Below are 14,066 nucleotides of genomic sequence, written 5' to 3' on the forward strand. Positions count from 1 at the left end.
GAGGAGAATGTAAGTGAAATGGATTTGGTTATCAATATTAGTATATTTTATCGGATACGTATGGGATGTGGTCATGCATTTGACTACTGAGATAAAAATTGAGTATATCCCAGCTCCTCATGTAGCCATGATGGTAGGAATTGTATTAGCTGCAATCACTACAATGAGATTTCGAATCGTCATAAAAGAACACAAGGTCTTGATGACATTAAATTTACTAGCCGTTGTTGTCATGACTATTGGAAGTCTATGGGATAACTTTGGATATCATATTCGGGGGATTGAACCTGCAGCAAACGCTTTGCCACATTTACTATTAAGAAACGGTGGTTATTTATTTTTATTGCTAACTGCTATTATTTCCATTAAAAATACCATTTTGAAAAAGCAAATAAATAAGAATGCGAGTGTAAGTTAGTAGACAAAAAATAATCCATGTCCTCTGCATTGGAAGATGTGTATGAGGACATGGAGATTTCCGAGTAAAGGTAATCTAATAGTCAAAAGTGTTCTGTGTTATTTTTTCAGAAATATTAGAAATAATAGTAGAAGCTTGATCATGGACAAAAAAATGGTCTCCCGTAATGGTTACCTTAGAAAAACTCGCATTTGTATAAGGTTTCCAATGATCTAACTCGTTTAGAGACACTTCTCTATCATTGGTCCCGCCGAAAACGGTTAAAGGACAGTTCAGTGTAGGGTGCTCTTTATAGTCATACGTCTCACACATGGTAAAATCGGCACGAATCATCGGAAGAAGCAATTGCATCAGATCTTGATTTTGTAGAACAGGTTCGGGCGTAAATGATAACTCTCGAAGTCTACTGATTAGTTTTTCATCTGATAATAAATGATCATTGGTACCAAGCTTTCCTTTTTTCGGTGAGGAATGTGCAGAAACGAATAGGTGAGCTGGAATAATTCCAGCATGCTCTAATCTAATGGATAGTTCATAGGTAATTAATGAGCCCATGCTATGGCCAAATAAAGCTAGAGGTTTATCATATAACGGTTTAAGTGTTTCAAATAAATAGTCAGTTAATTCAACTATGCTAGTATATGGCTTTTCAGATAAGCGATTCTCTCTTCCTGGCAATTGAATGGGGATGACTTCAATTTCTGAAGGGAAAAAATTGTGCCATGTTCGATAGATAGAAGCACCACCACAGGCATAGGGAAATAACAAAATACGCATTTTTGGATTCGATTTAAAGGTTTTATTTAAACACCATTTACGTAACGATGAATCTGGATTCATCAGCTTCACACTCCTTTTATAGAAAATTCACATAATACAACAATAACAAATAGTTACTTTAATGGAAAGAAATGAAACAGAAATCTTTTTTTTCAGGGGGATATTAGATGTTTAAAGAGATTAAGTGTGATTTGAAGGCTGTCATTGAGAGAGACCCTGCTGCAAATAGTATCATGGAAGTTATTTTCTTTTATCCGGGGTTTCAAGCTTTAATGTTTCATAGGGTTACTCACTGGTTATATTCAAAAAAACTTGTCTTTTTATCTAAGGGTATTGCATATTTCAGTCGGTTCTTAACTGGTGTTGAAATACATCCTGCTGCGAAATTAGGTAAAGGTATATTTATCGATCATGGTATGGGAGTAGTAATTGGTGAGACAGCAGAGGTAGGAGATAACGTCACAATTTATCATGGGGCTACTTTAGGAGGAACAGGTAAAGATGTGGGGAAACGACACCCAACTGTTGGAAGTAATGTCACTATATCCTCAGGAGCAAAAGTGCTTGGACCAATAAAAATAGGTGATAATTCTAAAATAGGTGCAAGTTCAGTCGTATTAAAGGATATTCCAGAAAATTCAACAGTAGTGGGCATACCTGGGGAAATAGTAAAAAGAGATAACGGGGAATATAATCGGATCACTACATATGAACAGGAAAAAGAGATGGCGTTACATTGGCAAATGAAGTTGGTAGAAATACAAAATACTAAACAATTTATTAACAGTGTTCAAGAGAGAGTGGGGAATAACCCTACAATAAAAAAAAAGTAAGGAAGTCACTACTTTAAGTTGGAGTTAACCAAATGAATAGGGAGGAAGAAGTATGTATGATGTCATTATTATTGGCTCGGGCCTTGGGAGCTTAATAGCTGCTTGTAAACTAGCACTTGAAGGAAAAAAAATTATTGTACTAGAGAAGCATACGATAGCAGGTGGATTTGCAACATCGTTTAAAAGAAAGAGGAAATGGGAATTTGATGTATCCCTTCATTGTATCAGTGGATTAAAGGAAGGGGGAAGAGTAAGGAAAATACTTGAGGAAATAGGCGTATATAATCGATTAGAATTCCAACAAGCTTCTCAGTTATATACCGTCATCCACCCAGAAGGGAAAATGTCAATAGACGGGGATACAGAGCAATATAAAAGGAAATTAATAGAAACTTTCCCTGAGGAAGAAAAGGGAATATCAGAGATATTTACATTATTCGTAACCATTCGAAATGAAATGATTGATAATCAAAAAGGGGCTCCTACATTTCTGAAATATCAAAATTACAGTTTGCAAGAGATGTTAGATGAGTATATTCAATCACCTCAATTAAAGTCTATTATATGCCAATTCTGGGGATATTTTGGATTGTCGCCTTCGAAGCTATCTGCAAATTATTTTGCATATGCCTGGACAGATTATCATCATTACGGTGGTTTTTACCCAAGGGGGCGATCCCAATCTATTTCAAACGAGCTCGTTTCATTGTTGGAGGAGCACGGAGGCAATGTAATTACGAGGCAAGAGGTAACAGAAATTATTGTGGAAAATGGAAAAGCATGTGGTGTACGAACTAAAAAGGGGAAAGAATTCCGAGGTGAACATATCATTTCTAATATGGATCCGAAGAAAATGCTATCTCTAATTTCTGGGGTTGAGGAAATACCTAAAAGGTTTGCGGAAAAGGTTACTAGTATTCAGCCAAGTTATTCCTGTATACAGGCATATATTATTATTGATGGTATTTTTTCTGAGTTGTTTGATGAGAATAATCACGAAATTTTTGTTAATGACTATTTTGATCTTAATAGAGTTGAACAAGATATAAATGAAGGCAACTATGGGGAAATGCCGTATTGCGTAACAATCTATGAAAATATTGTTCCTGAATATCAAAATAACTTTGAAAGCACCTTAACGATGATGCAAATCTGTAGCCATAAGGATTGGGATAATTTAAATAAAGAGCAATACTTACAAAAGAAACAAAATATAGCAAACATATATTTAGATCGACTTGAAAAGGTTTATCCAGGTATTAAAGAAAAAGTAAAGCATATAGAACTTGCCACTCCATTAACCGTAAAGCGTTATACTGGCCACACAGATGGAGCAATATACGGAGCTGCACAGACTGTCAATCAATCATTACATCGTAGTCTTCCGCAACTGACACCAATTCCACATCTTTACCTTGTAGGAGCTTGGACACGACCAGGAGCTGGCTATAGCGGCGTTATCTCAAGTGGGTATAATCTTGCCAATACTATTTTAGCTAGAGAAAAAAGAGAGGTCCATTCATGATAACCATAGAGAATCTAAAGAAAGAATTCAATGGGGAAATTGTGATAGAAAATCTAGACTTACAAATTAATAAGGGGGATTTCGTCTTTTTATTAGGTAAATCTGGTTCGGGAAAGAGTACGCTTCTTAAGATATTAACGAAGGAAATTAGGAAATGGACTGGTCAGGTAAGGATAGATAATCAGGATTTATGCAAAATACAGCCCTATAAAATTAGAAGAAAAATAGGAACTATTTATCAATCTTTTGAATTGCTTAAAGAAAAAACGGTCTATGAAAATATTGCTCTAGCTGGACTTGTCGTTGGTAGGGGAAGAAAAGAAGTACACGACAATAGTTTGTCTCTAATTAAACGTGTTGGATTACAGGGAAAGGAGAATGTTTATCCTAATAGGTTATCAGGAGGGGAACAGCAAAGAGTAGCAGTAGCGAGGGCCCTACTAAATAAACCGGATATCATATTGGCGGACGAGCCTACGGGTAATCTTGATTCTGAAAACGCCTTTCATATTATTGAACTACTCAAGGAGTTAAATGAAGAAGGAGTTACAGTGTTGATTGTTACCCATGACCAAGAGCTAGCTAAGAGTTTCCCAGCGAAATTAATGGTTATGAGAAAAGGGGGAGTGGAAATACTTGAAAAACATTCTCTATCTGTTTAGCGAAGCACGGTTAGGTTTGTTACGGAACGCAGCTCCTGTATTTGCTGCTATTTCGATCATTTTTATTTCTATATCCGTGCTTGGAGTATCCTTGTTGATCAAAGATAGTATTGATCATACAATCAAGCATTTGAATGAGCAAGTAAAGATAAGGATTATGGTTGATCCAAAATGGGATACATCAGAAATGGCTGAAGTACTTGAGAAAAATGTGGGTATTGATAGCGTAACTATTGAAACAAAGAAAGATATGGTCGAAAGCATGGGGAAGTTATTTGACGATAAGTCTGAACTTTTGCAAATGTTTAATTTTAGTTTGATACCTGATGCTATCACAATTGGGATGAAGGATAACAGAATGGTGGAGCAAATGGCGGATACATTAAGGAGAACTAAAGGGGTAACAGACGTCATCTATCCAGGAGAATATGCAGCATCAATAATCCATTGGTCAAAACAGCTTGAGAAATACAGCCTTATATCAATCATTGTTCTACTTACTGCATCTATTTTAACAGTGATGATGACTATTAACCTAGCACTATTAAAAAGAAAGAAGGAAGTAAAAGTGAAATTGTTAATGGGAGCAAAACCAAACCATATAAGAAGTCAATTCTTAATTGAAGGCGGAATCATTGGTTTGTTGGGAGGGATACTAGCAAACTACGGAATCTATTTGGTTCACAAAAATTTATTTCAAATACTATATTCTCAACTCCCATTTGTATTTGAAGAGAAAGAGTTAAACCTTCTTATCGTTTTTACCTCCTCACTTCTTATCGGGCTACTATTGGGAGTTGTTGGAAGTTTTCTGTCAACTAATAGGATGCTGAGATATGGGTAAAAAAGTCCTGTATATTACCCTTTGTTGCATGTTTATTTCCCTTCCAGTTTATGCACATCTCACAGGAGTATTTGTAGATATGCTTGAAGAAAATTCTATTGAAATACTAAAAGAACAAATAGATGAAACAAAAAAAGAAATTGAGGATTTGGAACCAAATGTTCAAACACTTGAAGATGATTTTCAGATGAAAATTAAGGAGTTTGAGCCTACGTTTATTTTTTACCAAACTCAAGGATTGGAAGCCTATTTTAAAACAATGGGTTTATCAACTAGTTTAATAGAATTTTTCACCTTCCAGAAACTGGCGCAGGATAAGATCAATGAGGATCTGGAACAGTTAGAAGCTATGTATACAGATTTTCTACCACTTAAAGTACGTCATGATTCCTTGGTAAGTTATCAAAGCTTATTAGAGGTATTAGGAGAAAACCTTGCAAGAAGAGAAGAAATCCTTAACGAGGTAGGAAATAATCCAAGCACTGAAGAGGTTAGTGAAAAAATCTCTGAAATATGGACACAAAACATAGGTTACTTACTGGAATTACCTGAGGATGGAGAAGTAATCGTTGAAAATATACAGAGCCTTGTGAAGCGAACCACTAGTGATTCCGCCTATCGCATAGAGGAGAAGAGTGTAAATAAACTTACCAAATTGAACTATTATATTAGGTCTGACCATGTCTATATCCATTTAGATCGAAAAGAAGCGCACTTAATTCTAATAGGTAGATTTCTAAAAGAGGATAAGGAAATAAGTCTAGATATAGAAGCGGGCTTCATTAATGGATTTGTTATACCTGAAGAGCTTTTGGGAATATTGAAAGGATTTTCAATTGATTATTCATTAATCAATCAGGATTCTGATGACTTTTACTTTGAACAAACAAACGGTGCCCTTATCATTCAGCCAATAGAAGTTTTACAGGAATAAGCTATTAAAAGGAGATAAAACAAATGAAAAGACTATTGATATTTTTAGCAATCCTATTATATTTCATTGTTCCATTTCAAGTAGATGCTCACGTTACCAATGAAAAAAATTTATATGAAGATATTGAACAATCAGAAGCAGTCGAAGAAATCATGTTTCTCCGTTCAATGAATGCTATTTCTCCTGAAGAAGGAGTTAATTTGTTTCGCCCACAAGAAATGTTAACAAGGGAAACACTTGCTGTTTGGGCATTAAATTTTAGCATGAATACTAATTCTGGAGATAATCATAGTGATACGAAAAACCTATCTCCAGAAAAGGCGGTAGAAGAAGGTTTAATAGACAATCTTCAAGGTAATGCGACCTTAGAGGATGTCAATAAAGCGTACTTTAAGGGCACTTTGAATATTACAATGAATAAGGAAATCACGAGGGAAGAGTTTTCCATATTTATGGGAGAGCATTTTCTAACAAAGGTGGATGGTAGGAATATATTGGAGCGATCCGGATTATCAGTTGGGCCATCTGGAACGATAGATCATGCAGATTCATCGTCTAAAAGTGAGGTAGGTGTGCTTTCAATAGATGGAAAAGAGTATATGCTTTCACATCATCCCAAAATTATTAATGGGCCTTCAGATGTAGAATCTATGGATAATTTTAACATCTCTGAATCTTATACGAGAAAAAATGACAAAGGAGAAGACGTCATTGAAGTTATAAAAATGGCAGAGGGGGAGGAAGAAAAAGAAAAAGTGAATAAAGTAGAGGTAGTATCAGCATCCGAAACTGTATCGAAGGAAGATACAGAGGAAAAAACCAATGAAAGCCTTTATCTACTCTTTCTCTCTGTCCCTTTAATTGTTATTTGCTTATGGCTTTTATTTAAACCGAATAGTAAAAAAATTTAAAAAATAGTTTGACATAGTATTATAAACTCTATATATTTAAATTATTAAGTAAATACTTAAATGCTTAATTTTGCACGAAGAATAGTTTGAATCTTTTAAATAAACAAAAAGGGGAATTTAATGAATGTTTTTGCGCTGAAAATGAAAAGTGAAATTCCGTTAGAAGAGTTTAGTACATTGCTTGACAAGGTTACTCTTGAAAGGAGAAAGAAGATACTACGATTCAGCCATAGAGATGATGGATTAAGGTCTCTTTATTCAGAATTACTAATTCGGTTTATCATTTCGAATAGACATGAATTAATAGACACAAAAATAGATTTTGCATGTAACGAATTTGGAAAACCATATTTGAGGCAGGCTGAAACTTCTCTTCATTTTAATATATCTCATTCGGGTGAATGGATTGTATGTGTATTAGATGAACATCAGGTTGGAATAGACGTGGAGGAAATACGTCCAATCGATCTTGGTCTAGCAAAAAGATTCTTTTCTGTAAAAGAAGTTTCTGAGTTAAAGGAGACACCTAAAGAAAAGAAATTAGCCAAATTTTATGATCTATGGACTTTGAAAGAGAGCTACATTAAAGCAGTCGGAAAAGGGTTATCCATTCCATTAGATTCCTTTTCCATACTTACTGTGAAAAACGAAAATCCTACATTAATAGAAAAACGGGAATCTGGTCATTATTTTTTTAAACAGTTTGAATTAGCCCCTGGCTACAAACTATCTGTATGTTCAATACATAATAATTTTCCAGGAAATATAGAAAAAGTACATTTTACTCATATTCACGAATGGTTTATGGTTCGATCCTAATTAATGAAAAAGTAAACTAAACAATAGAGGTGTAGTAAATATGAAATTTCTAGTGAAATTTTCGATGAAGAATACTGCAGCAATGATTATCTTATTGATTTTGTTAACTGGTACTGCAATTATGACGACGATGTCCTTGCAAAAAGAGAAGATGCCCAATATCAAGTATCCTTATGTACAAATTAATACATTCTATCCAGGATCTCCTGAAAATGTACTAGAAAATGTGACAAAACCAATAGAGGAGACGCTTTCTGGTCTTCAAGGTGTCGAGACAATTGTGTCTACCTCGGATGAAAATATATCAATTGTTGGTTTACGCTTGATGCCAGATCAAGAACCAGAGGAAGTAAAGGATAGAGTGAATTCCTTACTTTTAAACACGAATTTACCTCCTCAGGCACAAAGACCTGTAGTATTAACTCAAGGTCTATCGAGTCAGCCTTTCTATTATTTATCAATGAGTATGAAGGAAGAATCCAATGTTGAAAAACTAAACAGTATTAAGGAGGAAATCCTACCAGAACTAAAGTCGGTACAAGGAGTAGAGAATGTCTTTACCTTAGGTAATAGGGAAAGGATCGTCTCAATTAAGCTAGACTTATCAAAGCTTTCTACAAATGGAATTGCCCCTATAATGGTAGCCAATGCAATCGAATCATCTCTTGTTGAAGGTGCAGTTGGAAGGGTGGACCTTGATAATAACTCTCAATTAGTACGATTCACAACTACGTTGAATGACTTAAATGAATTGAAAGAAATTGAAATTGTGAATAATAGTACTCAAAAGTTGACAATCGGAGATGTTTCTATCGTAGAAGAAGTTTTGGATACTAAGTACTTAAGCAACTTTAATGGTAAGTCTTCTATTATGTTTATGTTGTTTAAATCAGCGGATGGAAATGTTGTTGATATTGACAAGAAATTGTCTAATTTATTAAACAGTTGGAAAGACGAATTCCAGGAAGTCAATTTTCAAATAACAATCAATGACGCATTAGATACGAATCATTCTATTAATGTAATGGTGCTTGAGGGGATCTGTGGAGCAATCTTAGCAGCGTTTATGATATTATTGTTCCTTCGTAATTTCCGACTTACATTTGTAGTCATTGTCTCTATACCTCTTTCAATCTTATTGGGTTTAATTGGTATGTCTCTTTTCGGAATATCATTGAACTTAATGACGTTAGGTGGTCTAGCCATTGCAGTTGGTCGAGTGGTGGATGATAGTATAGTTGTTGTTGAAAATATTTATAGCCAACTACTAATAAAGCAGGAGAGAAAGGAATCTGTTATATTATTTGGAACACAGCAGGTAGCAAGCGCGATCGTTTCTTCTACATTGACAACAGCAGCAGTCTTTGTACCATTAGCATTTGTAAGTGGAGTTGTAGGTGACGTGTTTAAACCTTTTGCTATCACAGTAATTTGTGCATTGATTGCATCTTTGATTGTTTCTGTAACATTTATTCCAATGCTAGTGAAGATAATGGTGTTAAGACAAATTAAATTCAAGGATAATGTTACATCTGTAAAAGAGAAAAATGTTGTAAGAAAATATAAATCTTTACTTAACACGTTTCTTAATCATAAGAAAAAAGTTCTATTGGCCGCATTTGTTGTATTTATCGGTTCTCTTATTATAACTATCCCAACACTTCCGATGGCATTCATGCCCTCTAGTGACTCAGAGCGCATTGTTTTTTTTGACATTGACTTACCACAGGAAACGTCGATGGCAAGTAATGAAAATAATATGAAAGAAATCGAGAAGTTGCTTATAGATGCAAAGGATGCTAATGGTGAAGTGATTTTCACTAATATTCAGACACTTGTGGGTTTTAATTATGAAACTAACGTAAATGAAGTTTATCCATATAAAACTCTAATTATTACGGAGGTTTCTGAGGGGAATTCAGTTGATGATGTAATGGATCGTTATAGTGATCAAATTGAAATTAATCTGCCTGAAGGCTCTGCTGTGGACCAATGGGTATATTCACTAAACCCGGCTGGTCAAGAAGCTCAATTTTATTATATCCTTAGTGGCGATAATATGGAAAAATTACAGGAAAGTGCAACCTTAATTAAAGAGGAAATGGAAAGCTACGATGAATTGGTTCAAATAAATGATTCATTAAACCACTTTAAGAATGAAGTTTTAATTGAAATTAAAGAAAAAGAAGCAAAAGCAAATGGCCTTAAAGCATCGGATATTGTTTCTAAATTACAGCCTTATCTAAATACTTCAACATTAGGTTCACAAATAAAACTAAATGATGAAGAATATCAGATACAAGTGAAAGTCAATGAGGATGATATTAATTCAATAGATAAGCTGAATGATTTGCAAATTAGTACTTCCAGTAATAATGTAATAAGTTTATCTGAAGTAGCAACTTTAAAGATCGTAGAAGCGCCAGTTCAGATTTACCGTGAAAATTCAACACAGGTTGTAACAATCAATGCTAAAATTAATGGGGAAGATGAGGCTGGTATTAGTAACAGATTGTATAATGAACTTGCTAAGGTGGAACTTCCAGAAGGTGTGGAGAGAAACCTAGGCGGGGTAAGTGATAGTATCAATGAAAGTTTCAAGCAGATGTTCATTGCTATGTTCGTCTCAGTTCTTGCAGTATATTTTGTTTTAGTAATAACATTTAGGAATGCATCAGCACCGTTTGCTATTTTATTTTCATTACCGTTAGCATTAATTGGCGGGCTTTATGGCCTTATGCTTACGGGCAACTCAATCAATGTCACTACTTTAATTGGATTTCTTATGTTGATAGGAATTGTTGTAACAAATGCAATTGTACTTATCGACAGAGTTGAACAATACAGGGCTCAAAATATGAATGTGAGGGAAGCGATTATAGAAGCATCCGTCACAAGAATAAAACCAATCTTAATGACAGCCGGTGCTACTATGATTGCACTTATTCCTCTAGCAATAGGATTATCTGAAAGTACGGTAATGTCTCAGGGCCTTGCGGTGGTCGTGATTGGAGGGTTATTAACCTCAACGCTATTAACTCTAATAATAGTACCAGTTGTTTATGAACTAATAAACAGCATACGCCAAGCAAGATTCTCTAAAAGGAATAAAAAGTTAAAAGTGGATGATAATAAAGTAAGTGTATAGAAAAAATAGCACCGCTCCTATTAAGGAGCGGTGCTATTTCAACTTGTTTCCTTCTTAAACTTTTGCATTTTACCGTAGGTCATTAGTCGCCATAGCCATTCAAAAGGTCCAAATTGGAAATTTTTCAACCAAAAATAGCTGTAAATAATTTGTACACAGTAAAAGGCGATTGAATATAAGAATCCTTCAGTTAATGATACTTGACCATACAAGCCAAATCCATAAAATACAATGACACCAAAGAATGTTTGAGCCAAATAATTAGTAAGCGCCATTTGGCCGACATAGCGGAATGGATTTAGTACACGCTGCCAAGTTTGTTTTTCCAGCATGAGAGCGACCGTTACAATATAGAAGATTGATAGAGTAAATCCGCTAAAATGAAGGAAAAAATAGTTTCCTAGATTATACATGAATGTAACTTCCTCATGCTGTGAATAACCCCAAACAATCGCGATTAGCGGTGGGATGCTAATGAATAATGTAATAATCTGTGTAATACGAAGTTTTCGTTTTAACTCTTTTACTCTGCGGAATAGATTGATTTTACCTGCATATAAGCCAAGCAAGAACATCCCGAGAATGTCGGGTATCGAAAAAGGGATATTCCATATTAATTCTTTTAATTCGTTGGGAATACGCCATTCTAACAGTTCAGGATAGGATAAAGTTGTATAGGCTTCCGTTTTCTTTGCTCCCTCTGCTAATGTTTCGGCACGTATTGACTCAGAAACATTCAAGGATGGATCCAATTGTTCACCTATGTACGTTAATAATGCTGAAGCCCCTGTTAGAAATTGGAACGATAGGATGAGTACTAAACCCCAAATGAGAACCGTTTTTGCTTTACGGCGGTAAAAAAATAATAAAAAGAATCCAATAATCGCATATGAATGGAGAATATCACCACGCCAAAGAAATACGAGATGCAGAATTCCGAATAGCAGTAAAACAAGCAATCTTCTAGAAAATAAAAAGAAAACTTTTTCTCCTCTAGCCTCCGCTCGTGTCATGAAAATATAAAAACCAAGGCCAAATAGAAAAGAGAAAATGGTATAGAATTTTGTTTGGATAAACATATCAAATAGCATTCGAATTGTTTTATCAATTCCCTCATAAACCATATATTCGCTTCCAGTAAACGATGGCATATTTACTAAGAAAATGCCAAGTATGGCCAATCCCCTAATAACATCTAAAGTAATAATTCGATTATTTCCTAAAACAGATTCACTAGACATGATTTATCACCTCAGCTTCATTTTTTCATTTAAAACATTGTTGATTTCAAAAAAATCTATAGGGTATAAATTGATCCATAAGTGGGATCAATTTATACCCCATAAGTGATTTCAACAATAAACTTTCAAAGATCCTGTCGATTAAATTAATAATATTATTGTAACAATAGGATATTACCATGCTTTTCCCATAAAACCAATACTAGCTAGAAGCCGTTTATTTTTTGGTACCAGAATTAACTGCTTCCGAATTGAATACTTCCTTTATATTGATCTTAATTATTCATCTTTAATGTTAAAGTGCTTGATAAGCAGATTCACCTTGTGGTTTAGAAAAGAAAGTCGATAAATGATAAAAATAAAAATGAATAATAGAGAACCTATAGCAAGGACCCCAAAAAATATCGTAAATTGATCCAGTTAAACACTTCTTAATATACATTTTACATCAAATATACCATATCTTATGATTTGATTGGATTTTACATATTGCTTAGGTCATGAAAAATTAAATATAACTTAATCATCGTTAAGCTTAGTATTTATTAGAAAAATAACATTGAGGTTAATTGAATGATTTTAATAAAATATACACTTCCTTATTTTGGGGAACAAAAAAATAAAAATAAATATTAAAAGTGAACTAAACGAACAAAACGAAACATATTTTGTTATAAATGAACATTAATTGAATATGATACTTTTAGAATCAACTTATCTAGTACAATCGCACAGTGTGATTTAAGAAATTCAAATAATAAACCTAAAAGTCTATTGTTTATATTTAATGTTTGTATGAAGTGAAATCAAAAATTGATGTTTGTAATCAAATTAGTTCGTTTCAAAGGAGTGAACAATGTTGAACAAAAAAATTCAAAAGCCAATTATAGCCATTCCAATGGGTGATCCTGCAGGTATTGGACCAGAGATTACGATTAGTGCTTTAAATAGTTCAGAATTATATGAGATTTGCTCTCCGCTTGTAATAGGTAATAGTGCATTATTAAATAATGCTTTAAGAGTGAAGGGGATTCATTTAGAGATAAATGAAATTAGTGATCCTGGAAAGGGAGAATATGAACATGGGACAATCGACGTAATATCTCTGGATAATATTGATATCAATCAGTATAAAGTTGGCGTAGTTCAGTCTCAGTGTGGGCAGGCTGCATTTGAATATATTGAAAAGGCTATCAATCTTGCTCTTGAGGGTAAAGTAAATGCACTAGCAACAACTCCAATAAATAAAGAATCCTTAAGGGCAGCAAATATTCCTTATATTGGTCACACAGAAATTTTAGCAGCGCTTACAAATACAGAGGATCCTTTAACAATGTTTGAGGTAAACAATTTGCGGATTTTCTTTTTAACGCGACATTATTCTTTAAGTGAAGCGATTAGCAAAATAAGGCGGGAAAGGATATGTAAGAGTTTGATTAAATGTGATAAAGCTTTAGAAAGTATAGGAATTAATCGAAGGAAATTAGTAGTTGCAGCATTAAATCCCCATGGTGGGGAAGGCGGGTTGTTTGGAACAGAAGAATTGGAAGAGATCCAACCTGGTATAGAAATGGCATGTAAAGAAAATATTGATGTTGCTGGTCTTGTACCTGCAGATTCAGTTTTCTATCAAGCGTTAAATGGAAAATATGATGCGGTGTTATCACTTTATCATGATCAAGGTCATATTGCCGCTAAAATGACTGACTTTGAAAAAACAATATCTATTACACTTGGGCTTCCATTTATACGTACATCTGTTGATCATGGAACAGCATTTGATATAGCAGGCCAAGGGATAGCAAGTAGTGTTAGCATGGAGGAATGCATAAAACTTGCTGCAAAGTATGCTAAATATTATTCAAGTTCTATTTTTAATCATAAAGATTAGTTCCCTATTCATTCTTTTAATAATGCAGTATTATTTTTTTAAAAAAATAATCTGAAAATT

Annotated in this window: 12 protein-coding genes; 10 read left to right on the plus strand and 2 right to left on the minus strand. The window is 34.2% G+C overall.

Annotated elements, in window-relative coordinates; translation table 11 throughout:
• The first annotated feature begins 13 nt into the window (after positions 1 to 13).
• Positions 14 to 418 (plus strand): hypothetical protein, encoded by a 405-nt coding sequence (locus tag FSZ17_RS07105; RefSeq protein WP_057774803.1) that lies wholly within the window; start codon positions 14 to 16, stop codon positions 416 to 418.
• A 75-nt stretch (positions 419 to 493) separates the two neighbouring features.
• Here the strand turns inward: FSZ17_RS07105 and FSZ17_RS07110 are convergent, their stop codons facing one another.
• The gene (locus FSZ17_RS07110) at positions 494 to 1,258 is read right to left on the minus strand and encodes a thioesterase II family protein (protein WP_057774801.1); all 765 of its coding nucleotides are present in this window, start codon (positions 1,256 to 1,258) and stop codon (positions 494 to 496) included.
• 107 nt (positions 1,259 to 1,365) lie between these two features.
• Here FSZ17_RS07110 and cysE point away from each other — a divergent pair, with 107 nt between their 5' ends.
• From cysE to FSZ17_RS07150, 8 genes are all read left to right on the plus strand, one after another.
• Positions 1,366 to 2,031 (plus strand): serine O-acetyltransferase, encoded by a 666-nt coding sequence (cysE, locus tag FSZ17_RS07115; RefSeq protein WP_057774798.1) that lies wholly within the window; start codon positions 1,366 to 1,368, stop codon positions 2,029 to 2,031.
• Positions 2,032 to 2,083: 52 nt separating this feature from the next.
• On the plus strand, positions 2,084 to 3,556 hold the full coding sequence (locus FSZ17_RS07120; RefSeq protein WP_057774795.1) for a phytoene desaturase family protein: 1,473 nt from the start codon (positions 2,084 to 2,086) through the stop codon (positions 3,554 to 3,556).
• Positions 3,553 to 4,218 carry a cell division ATP-binding protein FtsE gene (locus FSZ17_RS07125; RefSeq protein WP_057774793.1) on the plus strand — a complete coding sequence of 222 codons (666 nt, stop codon included), beginning with the start codon at positions 3,553 to 3,555 and terminating at the stop codon, positions 4,216 to 4,218. The genes FSZ17_RS07120 and FSZ17_RS07125 overlap by 4 nt, the downstream gene beginning before the upstream one ends.
• On the plus strand, positions 4,193 to 5,062 hold the full coding sequence (locus FSZ17_RS07130) for a cell division protein FtsX (RefSeq protein WP_057774790.1): 870 nt from the start codon (positions 4,193 to 4,195) through the stop codon (positions 5,060 to 5,062). The genes FSZ17_RS07125 and FSZ17_RS07130 overlap by 26 nt, the downstream gene beginning before the upstream one ends.
• On the plus strand, positions 5,055 to 5,996 hold the full coding sequence (locus FSZ17_RS07135; protein ID WP_057774786.1) for a hypothetical protein: 942 nt from the start codon (positions 5,055 to 5,057) through the stop codon (positions 5,994 to 5,996). The genes FSZ17_RS07130 and FSZ17_RS07135 overlap by 8 nt, the downstream gene beginning before the upstream one ends.
• 23 nt (positions 5,997 to 6,019) lie before the next feature.
• Entirely contained in the window at positions 6,020 to 6,907 is an 888-nt protein-coding gene (locus FSZ17_RS07140; RefSeq protein ID WP_057774783.1) for a hypothetical protein, read from the plus strand.
• Between the two features lie 120 nt (positions 6,908 to 7,027).
• Entirely contained in the window at positions 7,028 to 7,726 is a 699-nt protein-coding gene (locus FSZ17_RS07145; RefSeq protein ID WP_057774779.1) for a 4'-phosphopantetheinyl transferase family protein, read from the plus strand.
• 40 nt (positions 7,727 to 7,766) lie between these two features.
• A complete protein-coding gene (locus FSZ17_RS07150; protein WP_057774778.1) occupies positions 7,767 to 10,874 on the plus strand; it encodes an efflux RND transporter permease subunit in 3,108 nt (1,035 codons plus the stop codon).
• Positions 10,875 to 10,912: 38 nt separating this feature from the next.
• On the opposite strand, the gene FSZ17_RS07155 is transcribed toward FSZ17_RS07150, so the two are convergent.
• Positions 10,913 to 12,115 (minus strand): DUF418 domain-containing protein, encoded by a 1,203-nt coding sequence (locus tag FSZ17_RS07155; protein ID WP_057774774.1) that lies wholly within the window; start codon positions 12,113 to 12,115, stop codon positions 10,913 to 10,915.
• Positions 12,116 to 12,971: 856 nt separating this feature from the next.
• On the opposite strand from FSZ17_RS07155, the gene pdxA reads away from it, so the two are divergent.
• Positions 12,972 to 14,006 (plus strand): 4-hydroxythreonine-4-phosphate dehydrogenase PdxA, encoded by a 1,035-nt coding sequence (gene pdxA, locus FSZ17_RS07160; RefSeq protein ID WP_057774772.1) that lies wholly within the window; start codon positions 12,972 to 12,974, stop codon positions 14,004 to 14,006.
• The last annotated feature ends 60 nt before the right edge of the window (positions 14,007 to 14,066 follow it).

It is taken from the genome of Cytobacillus dafuensis (genome assembly GCF_007995155.1).
In the GTDB taxonomy this organism is placed as follows: Bacteria; Bacillota; Bacilli; order Bacillales; family Cytobacillaceae; genus Cytobacillus; species Cytobacillus dafuensis.